Raw genomic sequence first — 18,138 nt, 5'->3', positions numbered from 1 at the left:
ATGGATAAAGTAATGTTGAATGAACCGGTATTTAGAGTGCAAACTTACTCTGGTCAGAGTGATCAACATTTACGTAATGTTCATATTTATGCCCCTAGTATTATTTGGGTTAAATCTGGCGTAAAAACCGTATTTCAAGAGTCTGAACAATTTGATATCGATTCACACTCTTGGTTGCTTACGTCAGCCAACCAAGGCCTAAATTTTATTAATAAATCTTCTACAGATAACTTTTATTCTGTTCAGATCTGTTTTTTTCTAACTCCGCCTAAAGATATGTTAGAAGAGAGCCAAAAAAATGAAAGCACCCGCTTACATACTCATGCGATCACAGTGTCCCCATTGCTAGCTTATGGATTTACATTCTTAACCGATATGAATACCCAAAAGTTAAGCTTTAAAACACAGCAATTTCACTTGCTGGCTTTATATCAGCAATTGGCAGAATTGGGTGTGTTGCATGTTTTATTCTCACCCACGTTTGCTTCTTTTCAAAATGAACTGAGTGCGTATTTTGCTAAAGATCCAGCAGAAGCGTATCAATTAGAAAGCGTATGCGATGATTTTTCAATGAGCCGCGCAACGCTGATCCGTCGATTACAGCGAGACGGCACCAATTTTAGAACAGTGTTATCGAATGTTCGAATGAGTCACGCATTGGGATTAATGCAAGAAAAGAAACAAAGCCAGTTAGATTTAGCACTGCAGTGTGGTTATCAATCGGAAAGTCGATTCAGCCAGCGTTTTCATCAGCAGTTTGGTATGACACCTAAGCAATATATGAAGACAGTGGTGTATTGAACATAAGAAACAAAAAAAACAGCGAGCACTTAGGCTCGCTGTTTTTATTTTTAACCCTTAATAAGTAGAAGGACTACTTAGCTAACTTAGTCAGCACACTCATCAACAACTTAATGCGTGGTTCGATTGATTCAAGCAATAAGTACTCATCAGCACTGTGGAAGCCTGCACCGATAGGGCCTAAACCATCTAACGTTGGAACGCCTAAGATTGCCGTGTTGTTAGCATCAGAGCCGCCGCCCACTTCTTGCCAGTTAATGCTGATTTCAAGCTCTTGTGCTGATTCTTCAACCATCGCCATTAATGCTTCAGTTTGTACTGATGGCACCATTGATGGTTTGTATGCTTCACGTTCTACTTTAATAGAAACACCATCAACAAACGGCGTTTGAGTCATACCATTTAATGTAGTATCAACTTGGTCGTATTCTGCGTTATCCCAGAAACGAACATCGATCACAGCGGTTGCTGAATCAGGAACGATGTTAGCGCCAGCACCACCAGCAACAACACCTACGTTCAATGTCGTGCCTGACTCAAAGTTAGTCATTGCGTTTGCTGCTAAGATCCAGTTTGCCATTTCAGTGATTGCACTGCGGCCATTTTCTGGTTCATTACCTGCGTGAGCTGCTTTACCACTGAAGGTTACTTTGTAATTAGCCATGCCTTTACGTGCTTTAACTAAACCACCATTAGCGCGAGCCGCTTCTGCAACTAATACATTTTTCGCTTTTTTAGCTGTTTCTTGGATCCAATCAACTGAATCTAGCGATCCTGTCTCTTCATCTGGGTTCATACATACACAGATAGACAGTTTATCTAATACTGCTTGGTCTAGATTACGCAGTGCATAAACTACGTTTAATAGGCCAGATTTCATATCAGATACGCCTGGTCCATAGGCTTTTTCAGCATCTAAAGACATTGGACGCTCTGCCGCTGTACCAACAGGGAAAACCGTATCCATGTGGCCAATCATCATTACATCGATATGATCAGCGTCAGGCTTATTGCGAACTTCAAGACCAACGCCCGCTTTTCCACAATCTACACGTTTAACAGACCAACCGTTCATCGCTTCGTATTTAGCTGCCATTTTGCTTGCAATAAATTCGATACCATCAAGCGTGTAAGTACCGCAATCCACATCAATCAGTGGACGGAGTTCTTCTAGGTAATCGTTTAGAGAAAAATTCATCTTAAATCCTTATAGAATCATGTTCATAACAAACATTGCACCGAATGCATTTAATACCGAGATTGCAATCATAACAGGAAGGTAACGACCTTCAGTGCCGATAGGACCCATGATACGGCCCATGTATTGTACTTGTGAACCCATTAGGTAAATCGCAGGAGCAAGAATCGCAATGTGAGTACCGTTAAGAATACCTTGGTCAAACAGAGTGATAACCACACCAACCGCGCCGCCCATTGACATCCAAGCACCAATTAATACTGCTGCTGCTTCACCAGGAAGACCAAAGATAGCCATGATTGGAGAAAAGATAGAGCCCATTAAATCAAGTGCACCCGTAATTTGAAGAGCCTTGATAATTACAAACGCCATTAGTACGTTAGGAACGGTTGAAGTAGTGGCAATAACCCAGCCTTTTTTAGCGCCTTCAACGAAGATGTCTGTCACCATTGGTTTTTTTGCTTTAACGTCGCTCATTATGCTGTCTCCTCAGTCATTTTCTTGTCTTGTTTGTCATCGTCTTGGCCTTCTTTACCTTCAGTAATATTTAGGTAAATACGGAATAAGTTTGCGCCAACAAATTTGAAAGCAAACATAACAACAACAGCCAGGCCGATAGAAGAAGGAACCGCTAAAGAACCATCAGGATTCGTTAATGTAAATAGCACCGCACCAGACGAGAAGAAGTTTACAATTGCTGCACCAGCAGTAAATTGGAACATCGTGAAGATGTCTGTTTCGCGTTTAGTTAAGTGCTTTTCGTCTTTTAATTGACGAGTCATCGCCGCACCCGCATCAGTACTTTGCAATGATGCGATTAAAGCTAAACCAGAGTTACCAGGAATACCCATTAAAGGACGTAGAAGAGGTGTAAGCAGTTTACGAGCTGCGTTAAGTGCACCGTAATGCTCAAGAACGTTGATCATACCTAATGCAAACATAACGGTAGGAATAAGAGTTAATGCAAAGATGAAACCGTCACGAGCACCGCTACCGCCTTTACCACGGAAAGAAGTTGTTGCCGCTTGAACGCCATCTACAGTTTCAGTAACAGAATAAGCGACACTACCAAAAGAACCATTTAATGTAGTGAAGTCGAGTACGCCGTACCATTCATTAGATTGCATTAAGCCAGAAAAAAATACAACAGCGAAGGCGAGAGCCACGTAGCTGCCAATACCGACTTTAGAATCTTTGTCAGTCGATTGAGTCATAATTACCTCGTTTTAAAGTTAAGATTAGAAATTGTAAGTGGTTAACTATTTAGTGGTATTGTGCGTTAATCTGGCTTATAGGACTTGATACGTATCAATAACTATTTCTAAAAGTAATATTCTGTATATGAAGATTATTATTTTGTGATCTATCTGAAATTGTAGAGTTTTCTGTTGATTTGTTGTTTAAAATCATATTTTGTTATTTTTGGTAGAGGGTTGTTTATTAAATCTTTTTTTTCAAGATAGCCTTGTTCATCTTCTGTTCAGAAATGAGCTGATAGAGTGAGACTTCATTTATAAGAGCGAGTAAAAATATGAAACAGTTATTTGTAACGATAGTTGCTTTGTTTGTTGGCTTTTTTGTTCTTGTTTCAAGTCTGTTTTTTGCTGTTGGATTGAGTATTGTTGGCTTTATTATGTCAAAAACACAAAGCAAAAAAATGGATGGTTCGGAAGGAAAAAAATCAAGAATCATTGAAGGTGAATATTCAGATGTGACGAATTATTAATCAATCAAGATAAGTTGGTTAAGATAAAGTGAATCAAGTTCGAGGAAATGGAGCGATAGGGATGAAATTCTCGCTTACCTATGGGATATTTACCGCTGATTTAAGAAAGCAGCGGTAAATAGAAGAGGTAGACGTGGATAGACTGTTATTAGTCATAGATTTTTTATTAGCACATAAAATGATTTTTAGTGTGTTAATTATTAGCTTTATCTTTTTATTACGCCATTATGCCGTTAAACGGATCAGAGGAGATATTCCTTTTTTAACCGAAGATCAGCGAAAGTGGATCTCACGAACAAAGAATGGTTCATTCACCTTTATTGTTATTATTCTATTTATTCTTTGGCAATCAGAGATTAATGAATTTGCTTTATCCGTTACGGCGATTGCTGTTGCGCTAGTTGTTGCCTCTAAAGAGATTATTCTTTGTTTTACTGGTTCAATTCAACGTGCTAGTTCGCGTTCATTTCGAATTGGTGATTGGATAGAAGTCGGTACATTGTGTGGTGAGGTTATCGAACACAATATGATGGCAACCGTTATTCAAGAAATCGATTTACACCATGGTCAATACGATTACACCGGAAAAACCGCCACTCTTCCCAATAGTATGTTTTTTACTTACCCAGTAAAAAACCTCAATTTCATGAAGCGCTATGTCTATCATAACTTTTCTATCTGTGTGAGAGAGTTTGATAATCTGTATCCAATGATCCCTGAGTTATTACAAAAAATTGATGTGCATTGTGAAGATTTTATCGAAGTGGCTAAGAGATATAATGGTGTGATTGAGAAACACGCTGGCGTAGATTTGCCAGGGGCAGATCCTCATATCCATATATCTACAACCTCAATGGGCGATCAAAAAGTGCATTATATGGTTTTCTGCCCGACAGAAAAAGCATCACATTTAGAGCAGTTAATTCGACAAGACTTTATGGAAATGTATCACGAACGCTTTCCTAAAGAAGTAGATAAAGGTTCGATATAGAATACGGTTTACTGTATTTTACATTGTAGGAAAGTACAAGCTATACCATATATGATTTAATAATTTATATTAGTACATAGGGTCAATTGCTCCTGTCAATATAGCTTTTGAAACACTTTGACAGCGATTTGTTGTATCAAGTTTTGTCTGTGAATTAGCTAAATGAAACGTTACTGTACGTTCAGCACAACCTAGTATTTTTGATATTTCCCAAGAACTTTTCCCTTCACATGCCCACGCTAAGCATTCTTTTTCTCTTTTGGTTAAATCTTTATTAGTATTATTTTTATTAATTCGGTGAAAGCTATCTAATAAGATTGGAATTATAGTTGGGATGTGTATACAGGCAGTATGAAAAGCGTGATTAACGTTTTTTTCTTTACTTGAATGAGCAAAGCTAATTACACCAAAACTTCCGTTTATAGAATGAATTGGGAAGCTAAATCCTGAATGTAATCCTGATGTTTGAGCTTCTTGAATAACATTAGGTTTATTTAATTTATGCTCTTTTTTTTCAAGTTCATTCCAATGGATAGGAGAGTGATTTGAAAAACAATAATCTACAACAGGGTCATGTTTAATTAAGTTGGTTTTGTCATAATGATTACGCCAATTTTTTGGGTAATTATCAAATATCAGTATATCTGACTTTATCATTGATTTTTTAGAAATAATAGCAAATAGATAGTAATTACAATCGAGAATATCAGTAATATCATGTAAACATTGATTAAGGTGAGTGTTACTCTTTGAATTATTGATCTTGTCAATTACCATATTAATAGTATTGCATTGAATTAAGTTTTCCATTTTTTATCTCTAGCTGACTATCATTGTTAATTAAATTATATATAGCAGAAAAATAAATTTCACGTTTATTTATTATGTGTGCCGTGATCTAGATCACGATTTGATTTTTACCTGTAATATAGCGCAGGTTTACTGTAGGTGTAGATTTGCTATTTTTTAAACTCTAAGTAATTAAATAATGTAGTTACATATTTAAAATATAGGAAAATAATGAATAAGCATATACCCATAATTATTTCAGGTGTAATTCAAGATAAACCAGATCAACCTGAAAGAGAGGTGTTATTTAACCATAACAAAGTATATCTTTCTATTCTTGATCACGATAGTGTTGATTTAATTATTAAAAATAGAAGTAAAAATACATTAACATTAAATGAAATTATTAATTTTTTATATACAGTAGGACAACGATGGAAAAGTGAAGAATATAACCGTCGACGCACTTATATTAGAGATTTGGTGAAATTTCTTGGTTATTCGGAAGAAATGGCTAAGTTAGAAGCAAATTGGATAGCAATGTTACTATGCTCTAAAAGTGCCTTATATGATATTGTTCAACATGATTTAGGCTCGTTGCACATTACTGATGAATGGTTGCCTCAAGGGGATTGTTATATCAAAGCACTGCCAAAAGGTAAATCTGTGCATTTGTTAGCAGGTAATGTCCCTTTGTCGGGGGTGACCTCTATTCTACGGGCTGTTCTAACTAAAAATGAATGCATTATTAAAACATCTGCGGCAGACCCTTTTACCGCAACGGCTTTGGTATCAAGTTTTATTGATGTAAATGCTGATCATCCAATTACACGTTCTATGTCGGTCATGTACTGGTCACACCGTGAAGATATGTCATTACCACAAAGAATAATGAATAATGCGGATGTTGTTATTGCTTGGGGTGGGGATGAGGCCATTAAATGGGCAGTAAAGCATTCTCCTCATCATATTGATATTTTGAAATTTGGGCCGAAGAAAAGTTTAACCATAATTGATGATCCTAAAGATCTAACCGCTGCCGCAATAGGGGCTGCGCATGATATTTGTTTTTATGACCAACAAGCATGTTTCTCAACACAAAATATTTATTACATAGGTAAGCAATTGGATTTGTTTATTAATGAGTTAGAAAAACAATTAAATTTTTACGCAGAAATATTACCGAAAGGCTTACAGAATTTTGATGAAAAAGCAGCTTTTACTTTAACTGAGAAAGAAAGCTTATTTTCTGGTTATCAAGTAAAGAAAGGGAAAAATCAAAATTGGCTACTGATTCAATCGCCTTTAGGTGCATTTGGTAATCAACCATTATCTCGCTCAGTATATATCCATCAAGTTTTTTGCCTTGAAGATATACTTCCTTTTATTAATAAAAATACAACTCAAACAGTATCAATTGCACCATGGGAGTCTTCATTTAAATATAGAGATGAGCTTGCTCAATACGGAGCGGAACGCATTATAGAGTCGGGTATGAATAATGTGTTTCGTGTTGGTGGCTCTCATGATGGAATGCGTCCACTTCAACGTCTTGTCAAATATGTATCTCAAGAAAGACCACACACTTATACAACAAAAGATGTAGCTATAAAAATAGAGCAAACTCGCTATTTAGAAGAAGACAAATTTTTAGTCTTTGTCCCGTAATAAAAAGGAAATTATATGGAAAATATAAATAATACCTCAACAATAGATCATGTCATTCCGCTTGATAATGGTAAGGTGGTTCGAGTTTGGGAAACATTACCAAAAGAAAATACAATTAAAAAGAATAATACGATTTTGATTGCATCTGGTTTTGCCCGTCGCATGGACCATTTTGCAGGTTTAGCTGAATATTTATCTTGCAATGGTTTTCGTGTAATTCGCTATGACTCACTTCACCACGTAGGCTTAAGTAGCGGTAATATTAATGAGTTCTCTATGTCGATAGGTAAAGAGAGTTTACTTACCGTTATTGAGTGGCTTAACGGTCGAAATATTAATAAGTTAGGCCTGATTGCAGCCAGTCTATCTGCTCGAATTGCTTATGAAGTTGTTAATGAAATTGATTTGTCGTTTTTAGTTACGGCTGTCGGTGTTGTTAATTTGCGAGATACGTTGGAGAGAGCTTTAAAATATGATTATCTGCAATTAGCTATTGAAGAGTTGCCTGAAGATCTCGATTTTGAAGGGCACAATTTGGGCTCAGAAATATTTGTGACTGATTGCTTTAAATATAACTGGGACACATTAGGCTCGACAATAAATAAAGTAAAAGGCATAAACATTCCATTTATTGCTTTTACTGCTAATGATGATAATTGGGTCAAACAGAATGAAGTATTGGAGCTTATGAATAACATTAATTCAAAGAAAGCTAAATTGTATTCTTTAATTGGTAGCTCTCATGACTTAGGGGAAAACTTAGTAGTGCTAAGAAATTTCTATCAATCAGTGACGAAAGCGGCCATCGCTTTAGACTGTCAGTCGGTAGACCTTGATGTCGAAATTATAGAGCCGAAATTTGAAGACATAACAAGTGTAACGGTAAAAGAGCGTCGATTAAAAAATCAAATTGAAAATGAATCTCTCGAACTTGCGTAAAGTTAGATAACTCATTATATAAAAGTAAAGGAAGATACTATGAAGTTTGGAAATATTTGTTTCTCATATCAGCCACCAGGTGAAACACATAAGCAAGTAATGGATCGTTTTGTTCGACTAGGGGTTGCCTCTGAAGAGCTTGGATTTGATACCTACTGGACTCTTGAGCACCATTTTACTGAATTCGGTCTCACTGGCAATCTGTTTGTTGCGGCGGCAAATTTACTTGGTCGCACGAAAACATTAAATGTTGGAACAATGGGTGTAGTGATTCCAACAGCACATCCCGTGCGACAAACAGAAGATGTATTGTTACTAGATCAATTATCTAAAGGTCGTTTTAATTTTGGTGTTGTTCGAGGTTTGTATCATAAAGACTTTCGTGTTTTTGGTGTCAATATGGAAGACTCACGTGGTATAACTCAAAATTTTCATAATATGATCATGACGAGTTTAGAAACGGGAAAAATAAGTTCAAACAGTGAGCATATTGAGTTTCCAGAAGTTAATATCTACCCTAAAGTATATTCAAAAAAAGTTCCGACATGTATGACTGCTGAGTCAGCTAGTACGACCGAATGGCTAGCAAAACAGGGGTTACCTATGGTTCTTAGTTGGATCATCGGAACGAATGAAAAGAAGGCTCAAATGGAGCTCTATAATGAAATAGCTTTGGAGCATGGTCATGATATTACTCAAATAGATCATTCAATGACATTTATATGCTCTGTTGACGATGTTGGAGATAAAGCGCGTGAAGTGTGCCGAATATTTTTAACTAATTGGTACGATTCATATGTTAATGCTACCAACATCTTTAAAGATAGTAATCAAACTCGTGGCTATGACTATCATAAAGGACAATGGCGTGATTTTGTTTTACAAGGTCATACTAATACAAATAGACGAGTCGATTATAGCAATGAAATAAACCCCGTAGGGACTCCTGAGGAATGTATTGCAATTATCCAACGTGATATTGATGCAACAGGTATTAGCAATATTACTTGTGGTTTTGAAGCTAATGGCAGTGAAGAAGAAATCGTGGCATCGATGGAGCGATTTATGAAACAAGTTGCTCCTTTCCTGAAAGACCCAAAGTAATTGTTTATACATAGTATTAAATACAACAAGGATATTTATTATGAAATTTGGCTTATTTTTTCTTAACTTCCAAAATAATAACGCTACTTCAGAAGATGTTTTAGATAATATGGTAAATACCGTGTCGTTCATTGATTCAAAGAAATATCATTTTGATACCGTCTTTGTTAATGAACACCACTTTTCGACAAATGGTATTGTAGGTGCACCAATTACAGCTGCAGGTTTTTTATTGGGAATGACAACTCAACTTCAAATAGGGTCATTAAATCAAGTTATTACTACTCATCACCCGGTTCGAATTGCTGAGGAAGCAAGTTTATTAGACCAAATGTCTGAAGGACGCTTTATATTAGGACTGAGCGATAGCGAAAGTAATTTTGAAATGGAATTTTTTAAGCGTCATATCCCCTCTAAGCAGCAACAATTTGAGGCATGTTATGACATAATTAATGAAGCTTTAATCACTGGTTATTGCCATGCGCAAAATGATTTTTTTGACTTTCCTAAAGTGTCAATAAACCCTCATTGTTTTAGTGTAAATGGGCCTAAACAGTATGTTACAGCTACCAGTAACGACATTGTTGTATGGGCTGCTAAAAAATCGTTGCCTTTAATATTTAAATGGGAAGATAGCCTTGCCGTAAAAGAAAGCTACGCGACTCTTTATAATAATACAGCAGAACATTACGGTATCGATGTTTCAGAAGTAGATCATCAATTAACGATTATTGTTAATTTGAATGTTGATGGAGATATTGCTCGTGAAGAGGCTAGGCAATATTTGGAAAGTTATATTATAGAAACATATCCAAATATTAACCCGTTAGAAAAGATTAATTCCATAATTGAAGAAAATGCAGTTGGAACAGAATTCAATTATTATGATTCGACTAAATTAGCAATAGAAAAAACAGGAGCTAAAAATATTCTTTTATCGTTTGAATCAATGGGAAGTCAAGATAATGTTAAGGCTGTTATTGATATGGTAAATCAGAAAATACATAAAAACCTTTCATGATAATAAAATAATGGCAGATTAACGCTGTCGTTATTTTTTTAACTAGTTATTATATTGATAATATGGATTATATATGGAAATTCAAGTACCTATTGCAAAGAATAATATTATAGCAAGTTCAGAGATAGATGATCTTATATTTATGAGCTCACCAAAAGAATGGGAATTTAAAGAACAAAAAGTAATCCAAGATAGGTTGGTGAGGGAAGCATTTCACTTTCATTATAATCGAAATGAAACTTATCGAAATTATTGTATCACTCAACATGTAAATGAAAACATTCATAATCTCGATGATATTCCCGTGTTCCCAACATCTGTTTTTAAACAATTGAAAGTACATACTGCAGATGAGAATGAAATAGAAAACTGGTATACAAGTAGTGGAACCAGTGGTGTTAAAAGTTATATCGGTCGTGATCGACTCAGTATTGAACGATTGCTTGGATCGGTTAATTTTGGTATGAAATATGTTGGAGATTGGTTTGATCATCAAATGGAGTTAGTAAATCTAGGACCAGATCGTTTTAATACTAACAATGTTTGGTTTAAATATGTGATGAGCTTAGTTGAATTGTTATATCCGACAGAATTTACAGTTAGTGATGATAAAATTAACTTTGAGAAAACAATTGATAACTTACTCCGTATTTATGATACAAAAAAAGATATCTGTTTAATTGGTCCGCCTTATTTTGTGTATCTTTTATGCCAGTATATGAAAGAAAATCGTATTGAGTTTAATGCTGGTAGTCGATTGTATATTATTACTGGTGGTGGGTGGAAATCAAACCAAAGTGATTCATTAAATCGAGACGAATTTAATCAAATTTTGATGAATACTTTTCAATTAAGTGATGTGAATCAGATTCGTGATACATTTAACCAAGTTGAGCTAAATACTTGTTTTTTTGAAGATGAATATCAGCGAAAGCATGTACCTCCTTGGGTCTATGCAAGAGCATTAGATCCGGAAACATTGGAACCTGTTGCTGATGGGGAGATAGGTTTATTGAGTTATATGGACGCTTCATCTACAGGTTACCCCGCGTTTATTCTGACGGATGATATTGGTATTATTCATAATATTACAGCGCCAGATCCATACCCTGGTACAACGATTGAGATTGTAAGAAGATTACAAACGAGAGCTCAAAAAGGCTGTGCTCTATCTATGGCAACAGCAATGAAATAGATTTATTATAAGGAGCGTATATGTTGGTTAATTGTAAGGTGTCAAAAATAGAATCCGTAAATAAAAATATATATAAAGTAAAGGTAACACCAGACCACCCTATTGTATTTAAAGCTGGGCAATATATTTTTATTAAAATAGAAGATAATAAAAAACAGCCATTTTCTATTGCTAATTGCCCTACAGATATTGGAAGTATTGAATTACATATTGGTAGTTCCGATGAAAGTAGTGCATTCAATATAATTGAATTTTTCTTAAATGTGTTTGAGAAAAAAATTAATTTTGAAATAGATGCCCCTCATGGTGATGCTTGGTTGCGAGAGGATAGCTCTAATCCTTTATTATTAATAGCGGGTGGCACTGGATTATCTTATATCAATAGTATCCTTAAAAACTGTTTAAATAGAAAGTTGATGCAGCCTATTTATCTTTATTGGGGAGTAAAAAATAGAGATTATTTATATGCGGATGAAGAGCTAAAAGCATTATCACAAAAATATAATAATTTACACTATGTTCCCGTTGTGCTCGAAGATTGCGAAAACATGTGGTTAGGAAAAAGAGGAACAGTTTTAAATGCAGTGATGGAGGATTTTACTGATCTTACATTATTTGATATTTACGTATGTGGACCATTTATGATGGCTAAAGCTGCGAAAGAACAATTAATATCTGAGAAAAAAGCCAGATCAGAGCAGATGTTTGCAGATGCATTTGCTTACCTTTGATTAAGACGCTATCAGATGCTAATACTTTGGCTACAGTAATATTTAGTAGCCAGAGTATTCTTTAATACAAAGGGCTCATTGATCTTGTTAAAATAGCTTTTGAGATACTTTGGCAACGGTTATTTGCACTGAGCTTTATTTGAGAATTCGTTAGGTGAAAGGTAACTGTTCGCTCTGAACAGTTTAATATTTTTGAAATCTCCCATGTACTTTTCCCTTCACAACTCCAAATTAAACATTCCTTCTCTCGCTTTGTTAAGTTGATATTTTCTTGCTGATTGTCTTCAGTTATTCGTTTATTGCTATCGAGTAGCGAAGGAAGAATTAAAGGGACATTCATGCAAGCATTAAGAAAAAGTTTGTCTATATGCTTGTCTTTTTCAGAGTTGGCAAAACTGATCATACCAAATCCCCCATTGTGGGTATGAATAGGGAAGCTAAATCCAGAGTACAACCCAGAGATTTTAGCCTCTTCAATAACATTTACTTTAGTATTTTTTTTGGTTTGTTTTTCAAAAATGCTCCAATTAATGGGAGAGTGATGAGAAGAGCTATAATCAACAATAGGATCATCTGTGATAAGATTTGCTTCGTCGTAATAGTTTCGCCAATATAATGGGTAATTATCTAAAATTTTGACATCAGATTTGATCATGGACTTAGGGTTAATAATAGCGAATAAATAATACTCACAATTAAGTGATTTAGTTAATTCTTCTAGGCATGATCTTATGTTATTTTTTGTTTGAGACAGTTGGATGCTATTGATGAGTTCTAATGTTGTGTTTAGTTTCTTGGTATTCAATTTTCCTTCCTTATCTCCTACGGTATAACAGCGATTATTTACTCATTAGATATTAATGAGTTATATAGCATTAATCAGAATAATCTGTGAGGAAATTTCATTATAAATCGGGCAGCCTTCACACATTAATTGTGATCTTGAGCCTCTGAGTTAATTATCTATCCTGTAGGATTGTACAGGTTTTAAGAATTAAACTTGCTTGCTATAGTTGCGCAAAAGATAAGGGGGAGTCAGGATGACAATAAGGATAAAAAAATCTGAATTTACTACCATACCTAACCATGAATACATGGGAATATTGAGTTTACGTTATCAAGTATTTAAGCAACGATTACAGTGGGATTTACTTTCAGATAATGACCTTGAATATGATCAGTTTGATAACTCAGAAGCAGCGTATATATACGCGTGTGATGATACTGAAAAGGTAAATGGATGCTGGCGTTTATTGCCAACAACAGGTGACTACATGTTAAAAACAGTATTCCCTGAATTACTTGGTGAGCAAGTCGCTCCAAATGCATCTAGTATTGTAGAATTAAGTCGTTTTGCAGTTGGAAAGCACAGCTCTAAAATGAATGAATCAGCAAGTGAAATAACGATGAAGCTTTTTGAAGCAATCTATATACATGCTATAAATCATGGTATTACCGAGTACGTAACAGTAACATCTACGGCTATAGAGCGCTTTTTAAAGAGAATCAAAGTCCCTTATTATCGTATAGGCGACGAACAAGTTCATTTGCTAGGAGAAACAAAGTCAGTAGTTATAATAATGCCTATTAATGAAGAATTTAAAAAAGCAGTTTTAAATTAATAATATAATAACGTAAGTTGGCTATATAAAAACACCGGATAAGTAATACGCTTATCCGGTGTTTTTATTTCAGTGCGTCCAATGGCAACCATGTCACCTCTACACCAGCTTGAGAAAACATATCTTGACTGATCTGGATCTTCTCTCCCCAACGAGATAAAAAATCGTCGGTCTGTTCTGGGCAATATACCTTTGAAATACCCGTTTGAATGATTTTTGCTGCGCAGTTAGGGCAAGGAAAATGAGTTACCCATATATCGCAGTCTTCTAAATCACGTTTAGCAAATAAAATAGCATTTTCTTCGGCATGTAAGGTTTTTAAATATTTCAGTTCACGCTCATCCGTATCAGCACTGTCTGATACGCCATGTGGATAACCATTAAAACCGACAGAAACAATACGGTTGTGTTTGGTGATCACCGCTCCTACTTGAGTTGATGGATCTTTACTCCAGGAACCGACCAGCTCAGCCATTTGGAAAAATCGTTTTGCCCATTTAGAAACCATCATTTGCCCTTTTTTTCTTTATTCAAAAGAATAATTTTATCTATTTCATAAGCTTATAACATAGTTTTTAGGTGTCAATAAGTCTAAAGCAGCAATCCGCAATAATAACTTATTAACTATCTTAAAATCGGATGGATACTAACTTCTTCAATCATTATTTCTGCCATATACTCGCGAAATTCTTTGTTGTTACTGAGGTAAAATATGACAACATTTCATGCAGATTCATCCATCACTCGTACTTTTTGGCGTTATGCTATCCCTTCTATTGCAGCAATGGTGGTGAGTGGACTGTATCAGATTATCGATGGGATCTTTGTTGGTCACTACATCGGTTTTGAAGGCCTTGCGGGCATAAATATGGCATGGCCTGCTATTTGTGTGTTAGGCGCAATAGGCGTAATGATAGGCATGGGCACAGGCAGTGTAATGTCTATTTATCGTGGTGAAAATAAGTTAGAAAAAACAAAAGTAACACTGACTACGGGTTTTTGGCTATTAGCCATTCTAAGTGCGATAGCTATCTTCTTTATTGTTTTATTTGCTAAAGATATTTTGTCAGCGCAGGGGGCTGAAGGACAAAACTTTGCTTATGCAATGGATTACATTAATGTATTAATGTTTGGTGGCTTTTTTACTGCCTGTGCAACAGCATTACCTATGTTGGTTAGAAATGATGAATCACCAAATGTAGCGACGTTCTTATTAGTGATCGGTGCATTAGTTAATATTGTCTTAGATTATGTATTTATTGGTGTGATGGGACTGGGCCTTTCTGGTGCAGCATTGGCGACATTGATCGCTCAGTCATTTGTCACAGTCTTTGGTATAGGTTACTTCTTTACTAAGCGCTCAAGTATTCAGATAATATTAAAAGATGTTGTATTCTCGTTAAATAAAGCTAAGCAGTCTTTAGCTTTGGGCTCATCAGCATTAGTAATGTATTTATATGGTAGCTTTGTTGTGGCAATGCATAATGCGTTAATGATGCATTATGGATCAGCAACCACTGTGGGGGCTTATGCCATTGTTGGTTATCTATTCATGCTGTATTACCTTCTTGCACAGGGTATTGCGGAAGGCGCTCAACCACCAATTAGCTACTATTTCGGAGCAAAAGAAAATAAGAAGGTATACCAAATCTTTAAATTGGCACTTAAATGGGTAACCATTACAGGGGTGGCTTGGGTGACAATTTTAAATATTTCACCAGAGCTTACAACTGCTTTATTTACTAATGGCGATCAGTCATTAATAGCTGAAACCATTGTTGGTATCCGCTATCACCTGTTTGCTATGTTCTTAGATGGGATTATTGTTCTTGTTACTATCTACTTCTTATCGGTGAATGAAGGCAAAAAAGCAATGGTGATCTCAATGAGTAATATTATTATACAACTACCTTTCTTGCTGATACTTCCAAAATGGTTTGGAATTGATGGAGTTTGGTTAGCGATGCCTATCTCTAATATTGCTCTGATTATCTGCATTGCACCAATGGTGTGGAAACATTTGAAAGCTCAGAAGTTGATTAAACCACTACCGGTAGCATCGTCATCAGTAATGAGTCATTAAACCTCGTTAAAATAGGAAGTTTTTTAGACGAAGGTTTACTCTTTTTTTATAAATTCAATCGAATAGACTTTACTTGGTCTATTCGATTTGTGCTTCTAGGGGATTACGATGACAGAATTTGAAAAAATGAAAAGTGGACAAGAATTTAATGGCGCCGATCCTGAGATCGATGCTATCCGTAATCAAACGCAACAACACCTCCAAAAATTTAATCAAAGTGTTGAAACAGAAGACAAGCTAGCCATTTTGCCTAATGTATTTAAGGAATTTGGAAACAGTTTTATTCAAGCGCCTTTCTTTTGTGAATTTGGAAAGACAATTTCAATAGGTAACGATACCTTTATTAATATGAATGTAACCATGCTTGATGGTGCTGAAATTACCATTGGAAATCATGTATTAATTGGCCCAAATGCTCAGTTTTATACAGCTTCCCATTCATTAGACTACAAAAGCCGCCGCCGTTGGGAAACCTTCTGTAAGCCTATCGTCATTAAAGATGATGTATGGATAGGAGGAAGTGTGGTTATTAATCAAGGCGTAACTATTGGTGCTCGTTCTGTAATTGCTGCAAACTCAGTGGTTAATCATGATGTACCACCAGACTGCTTATATGGTGGTTCTCCTGCTAAATTTATTAAAATATTAAATCAAAAATAGCAATTAATATATAAAGTAATGAACCATTGGTTATGAATTATTTCAGATTGTTTCTATGTATATGTATTAAGATTCTTGTTTAAAAATAGTTCAATATAATGATTGACCTTCTTGTAAATCAGGAATATAAGAATAGAAAATTTCAGCATACGTTATGTTGATTTTCATTATTTTATTAATTCGAGGTTTACATTGGATATTGCCATATTACTTTTTCTGATTGTGATTAATGGTGTGTTTGCTATGTCTGAGATTGCACTCATGACAGCAAAAAAGAGTCGATTACAAAAACTGGCTTCAGAAGGCAGTAAGTCAGCCGCTAAAGCGATAAAATTAGGTGAAGAACCTACTCAATTCCTATCTACCGTACAAATTGGTATTACTGGTATTGGTATCTTAAATGGTATTTTAGGTGAGGCCGCGTTCTCTGGCCCTATCTCAAACTTTATCATGTCATTTGGACTATCTGCGAGCTTAGCATCAACCATTTCTACGATGTCGACTGTTGTGATTATCACTTATGTCTCAATCGTTGTTGGTGAGTTGGTTCCAAAACGTATTGCCCAATTTCACGCCGAGCGTATAGCAACGTTAATTGCACCGTTGATCAGTTTACTGGCCTCTATTTCTCGACCATTTGTATTCTTACTGTCTATTTCAACCGATGCGCTTTTGCGTCTACTTGGGCGCTCAAATAGTGATGAAGCTTCAATTACAGAAGATGATATTCATGCGTTACTTTCTGAGGGATCTGAGCAAGGTGTTATTGAAAAAAATGAACACAGCATGGTACGTAATATTCTCCAATTAGATGATCGACGAGTCGCTTCTTTAATGATCCCAAGAAATGAATTAGTTTATTTCGATACGGAACAATCATGGGATGAAAACTTACCTAAGTTACTGCGCTCAGAATACTCTATTTACCCAGTAACGCGTGGCGGTATGGACAATGTACTTGGTTTTACTACGTCACGATTTTTGCTAAAAGCAGCGCATCAAGAGCACCGAACCAAATGGTTGATGCGTAACTTATTACCTTGTTTGACTCTCTTAGAGAACAAGTACGGCAGTGAATTATTGGAGTTATTGAAAACAACAGGCGAAGAAATCGCTTTGGTTGTTGATGAATATGGCGACGCACAAGGGATTGTTACGCAAAAGAATCTACTAGAAGCATTAGCTGGTGAGTTTAAATCTGAAAATCCAAATGATGCATGGACTGATCAAGTATCAGAAACAGAATGGATTTTAGATGGTTCTATTCCAACTACTGTATTGAAAGGCACGTTGAATTTAGGAAGTTTACCTGAAGAAAAAGAAGGTGATTATCAAACACTAACGGGTATGTTCATGTGGCTAACGAGTAATGTTCCAGCGGTAGGTGACTCTGTTCAGCATCAAGGTTGGAATTTTGAAGTACTATCAATTGATAATAATAGAGCAAGTAAAGTAAGAGTTACTCTTATTTAAAAATAGAATAGATCCAGTATCAAAAGAATTACTGCGATTAATATATCGCAGTAATTTTTTGATCATGCTGTTTACTGAGGATTTATTAAAAAATCAAGGATATTTTGAAAGCGATGAAGGATCGCATAAGTGCTTTC

The 18,138-nt window shown here is 35.6% G+C and carries 19 protein-coding genes; 13 read left to right on the top strand and 6 right to left on the bottom strand.

Features of this window, described 5'->3' with window-relative positions; genetic code table 11:
* Positions 1 to 801: a helix-turn-helix domain-containing protein gene (locus PVK63_RS05160; protein WP_274439961.1), complete on the top strand. Its 801-nt coding sequence runs from the start codon at positions 1 to 3 to the stop codon at positions 799 to 801.
* 73 nt (positions 802 to 874) lie between these two features.
* Here PVK63_RS05160 and PVK63_RS05155 read toward each other — a convergent pair whose 3' ends face one another.
* Genes PVK63_RS05155 through PVK63_RS05145 form a run of 3 tightly spaced genes read right to left on the bottom strand, consistent with a single transcriptional unit; the run spans position 875 to position 3,213 of the window.
* Positions 875 to 1,999 (bottom strand): M20 family metallopeptidase, encoded by a 1,125-nt coding sequence (locus PVK63_RS05155; RefSeq protein WP_274439958.1) that lies wholly within the window; start codon positions 1,997 to 1,999, stop codon positions 875 to 877.
* A gap of 9 nt (positions 2,000 to 2,008) precedes the next feature.
* Entirely contained in the window at positions 2,009 to 2,476 is a 468-nt protein-coding gene (locus PVK63_RS05150; protein WP_130043570.1) for a YjiG family protein, read from the bottom strand.
* Entirely contained in the window at positions 2,476 to 3,213 is a 738-nt protein-coding gene (locus PVK63_RS05145; RefSeq protein ID WP_130043571.1) for a nucleoside recognition domain-containing protein, read from the bottom strand. Before PVK63_RS05145 ends, PVK63_RS05150 begins: the two co-directional genes overlap by 1 nt.
* 317 nt (positions 3,214 to 3,530) lie before the next feature.
* Here PVK63_RS05145 and PVK63_RS05140 point away from each other — a divergent pair, with 317 nt between their 5' ends.
* Complete coding sequence (locus PVK63_RS05140; RefSeq protein WP_274439957.1) at positions 3,531 to 3,725, top strand: hypothetical protein; 195 nt, start codon at positions 3,531 to 3,533, stop codon at positions 3,723 to 3,725.
* Between the two features lie 178 nt (positions 3,726 to 3,903).
* Positions 3,904 to 4,716 carry a mechanosensitive ion channel family protein gene (locus PVK63_RS05135; protein ID WP_151654106.1) on the top strand — a complete coding sequence of 271 codons (813 nt, stop codon included), beginning with the start codon at positions 3,904 to 3,906 and terminating at the stop codon, positions 4,714 to 4,716.
* 69 nt (positions 4,717 to 4,785) lie between these two features.
* Here PVK63_RS05135 and PVK63_RS05130 read toward each other — a convergent pair whose 3' ends face one another.
* Complete coding sequence (locus tag PVK63_RS05130; protein ID WP_274439955.1) at positions 4,786 to 5,526, bottom strand: LuxR family transcriptional regulator; 741 nt, start codon at positions 5,524 to 5,526, stop codon at positions 4,786 to 4,788.
* Between the two features lie 210 nt (positions 5,527 to 5,736).
* Here PVK63_RS05130 and luxC point away from each other — a divergent pair, with 210 nt between their 5' ends.
* The 6 genes from luxC to luxG all read left to right on the top strand — a co-directional run bounded on the left by luxC (position 5,737) and on the right by luxG (position 12,163).
* The gene (gene luxC / locus PVK63_RS05125) at positions 5,737 to 7,173 is read left to right on the top strand and encodes a long-chain-fatty-acyl-CoA reductase LuxC (protein ID WP_274439954.1); all 1,437 of its coding nucleotides are present in this window, start codon (positions 5,737 to 5,739) and stop codon (positions 7,171 to 7,173) included.
* Between the two features lie 15 nt (positions 7,174 to 7,188).
* Positions 7,189 to 8,112: an acyl transferase gene (locus PVK63_RS05120; protein ID WP_274439953.1), complete on the top strand. Its 924-nt coding sequence runs from the start codon at positions 7,189 to 7,191 to the stop codon at positions 8,110 to 8,112.
* A 39-nt stretch (positions 8,113 to 8,151) separates the two neighbouring features.
* Entirely contained in the window at positions 8,152 to 9,216 is a 1,065-nt protein-coding gene (gene luxA / locus PVK63_RS05115) for a luciferase subunit alpha (RefSeq protein WP_151653768.1), read from the top strand.
* Between the two features lie 40 nt (positions 9,217 to 9,256).
* Positions 9,257 to 10,237: a luciferase subunit beta gene (gene luxB / locus PVK63_RS05110; protein ID WP_274439952.1), complete on the top strand. Its 981-nt coding sequence runs from the start codon at positions 9,257 to 9,259 to the stop codon at positions 10,235 to 10,237.
* A gap of 73 nt (positions 10,238 to 10,310) precedes the next feature.
* On the top strand, positions 10,311 to 11,432 hold the full coding sequence (gene luxE, locus PVK63_RS05105; protein ID WP_274439951.1) for a long-chain-fatty-acid--protein ligase LuxE: 1,122 nt from the start codon (positions 10,311 to 10,313) through the stop codon (positions 11,430 to 11,432).
* 20 nt (positions 11,433 to 11,452) lie between these two features.
* A complete protein-coding gene (gene luxG / locus PVK63_RS05100; protein ID WP_151653774.1) occupies positions 11,453 to 12,163 on the top strand; it encodes a flavin mononucleotide reductase LuxG in 711 nt (236 codons plus the stop codon).
* Between the two features lie 61 nt (positions 12,164 to 12,224).
* Here the strand turns inward: luxG and PVK63_RS05095 are convergent, their stop codons facing one another.
* Positions 12,225 to 12,968, bottom strand: a complete 744-nt coding sequence (locus PVK63_RS05095; protein ID WP_151653776.1) for a helix-turn-helix transcriptional regulator — start codon at positions 12,966 to 12,968, stop codon at positions 12,225 to 12,227.
* A 235-nt stretch (positions 12,969 to 13,203) separates the two neighbouring features.
* On the opposite strand from PVK63_RS05095, the gene PVK63_RS05090 reads away from it, so the two are divergent.
* Positions 13,204 to 13,785, top strand: a complete 582-nt coding sequence (locus tag PVK63_RS05090; protein ID WP_274439950.1) for an acyl-homoserine-lactone synthase — start codon at positions 13,204 to 13,206, stop codon at positions 13,783 to 13,785.
* 64 nt (positions 13,786 to 13,849) lie between these two features.
* On the opposite strand, the gene PVK63_RS05085 is transcribed toward PVK63_RS05090, so the two are convergent.
* Positions 13,850 to 14,293, bottom strand: a complete 444-nt coding sequence (locus PVK63_RS05085) for a dCMP deaminase family protein (RefSeq protein WP_130043573.1) — start codon at positions 14,291 to 14,293, stop codon at positions 13,850 to 13,852.
* A gap of 204 nt (positions 14,294 to 14,497) precedes the next feature.
* Between PVK63_RS05085 and PVK63_RS05080 the strand changes: the two genes are divergently transcribed.
* The 3 genes from PVK63_RS05080 to PVK63_RS05070 all read left to right on the top strand — a co-directional run bounded on the left by PVK63_RS05080 (position 14,498) and on the right by PVK63_RS05070 (position 18,001).
* A complete protein-coding gene (locus PVK63_RS05080; protein ID WP_274439948.1) occupies positions 14,498 to 15,868 on the top strand; it encodes an MATE family efflux transporter in 1,371 nt (456 codons plus the stop codon).
* Positions 15,869 to 15,976: 108 nt separating this feature from the next.
* Entirely contained in the window at positions 15,977 to 16,528 is a 552-nt protein-coding gene (locus PVK63_RS05075) for a sugar O-acetyltransferase (RefSeq protein WP_274439947.1), read from the top strand.
* 192 nt (positions 16,529 to 16,720) lie between these two features.
* The gene (locus tag PVK63_RS05070; protein WP_274439946.1) at positions 16,721 to 18,001 is read left to right on the top strand and encodes a hemolysin family protein; all 1,281 of its coding nucleotides are present in this window, start codon (positions 16,721 to 16,723) and stop codon (positions 17,999 to 18,001) included.
* The last annotated feature ends 137 nt before the right edge of the window (positions 18,002 to 18,138 follow it).

The organism is Aliivibrio sp. S2TY2 (genome assembly GCF_028765525.1).
In the GTDB taxonomy this organism is placed as follows: domain Bacteria; phylum Pseudomonadota; class Gammaproteobacteria; order Enterobacterales; family Vibrionaceae; genus Aliivibrio; species Aliivibrio finisterrensis_A.
This window is presented reverse-complemented; position numbering and strand designations above follow the sequence as displayed.

Coding starts and splice junctions, on each gene's coding strand:
- PVK63_RS05085 (WP_130043573.1), bottom strand. CDS start 14,293: ATGGTTTCTAAATGGGCAAAACGATTTTTCCAAATGGCTGAGCTGGTC.
- luxB (WP_274439952.1), top strand. CDS start 9,257: ATGAAATTTGGCTTATTTTTTCTTAACTTCCAAAATAATAACGCTACT.
- PVK63_RS05150 (WP_130043570.1), bottom strand. CDS start 2,476: ATGAGCGACGTTAAAGCAAAAAAACCAATGGTGACAGACATCTTCGTT.
- PVK63_RS05140 (WP_274439957.1), top strand. CDS start 3,531: ATGAAACAGTTATTTGTAACGATAGTTGCTTTGTTTGTTGGCTTTTTT.
- luxG (WP_151653774.1), top strand. CDS start 11,453: ATGTTGGTTAATTGTAAGGTGTCAAAAATAGAATCCGTAAATAAAAAT.
- PVK63_RS05090 (WP_274439950.1), top strand. CDS start 13,204: ATGACAATAAGGATAAAAAAATCTGAATTTACTACCATACCTAACCAT.
- PVK63_RS05120 (WP_274439953.1), top strand. CDS start 7,189: ATGGAAAATATAAATAATACCTCAACAATAGATCATGTCATTCCGCTT.
- PVK63_RS05145 (WP_130043571.1), bottom strand. CDS start 3,213: ATGACTCAATCGACTGACAAAGATTCTAAAGTCGGTATTGGCAGCTAC.
- PVK63_RS05130 (WP_274439955.1), bottom strand. CDS start 5,526: ATGGAAAACTTAATTCAATGCAATACTATTAATATGGTAATTGACAAG.
- luxE (WP_274439951.1), top strand. CDS start 10,311: ATGGAAATTCAAGTACCTATTGCAAAGAATAATATTATAGCAAGTTCA.
- PVK63_RS05080 (WP_274439948.1), top strand. CDS start 14,498: ATGACAACATTTCATGCAGATTCATCCATCACTCGTACTTTTTGGCGT.
- luxC (WP_274439954.1), top strand. CDS start 5,737: ATGAATAAGCATATACCCATAATTATTTCAGGTGTAATTCAAGATAAA.
- PVK63_RS05075 (WP_274439947.1), top strand. CDS start 15,977: ATGACAGAATTTGAAAAAATGAAAAGTGGACAAGAATTTAATGGCGCC.
- PVK63_RS05135 (WP_151654106.1), top strand. CDS start 3,904: ATGATTTTTAGTGTGTTAATTATTAGCTTTATCTTTTTATTACGCCAT.
- PVK63_RS05160 (WP_274439961.1), top strand. CDS start 1: ATGGATAAAGTAATGTTGAATGAACCGGTATTTAGAGTGCAAACTTAC.
- luxA (WP_151653768.1), top strand. CDS start 8,152: ATGAAGTTTGGAAATATTTGTTTCTCATATCAGCCACCAGGTGAAACA.
- PVK63_RS05155 (WP_274439958.1), bottom strand. CDS start 1,999: ATGAATTTTTCTCTAAACGATTACCTAGAAGAACTCCGTCCACTGATT.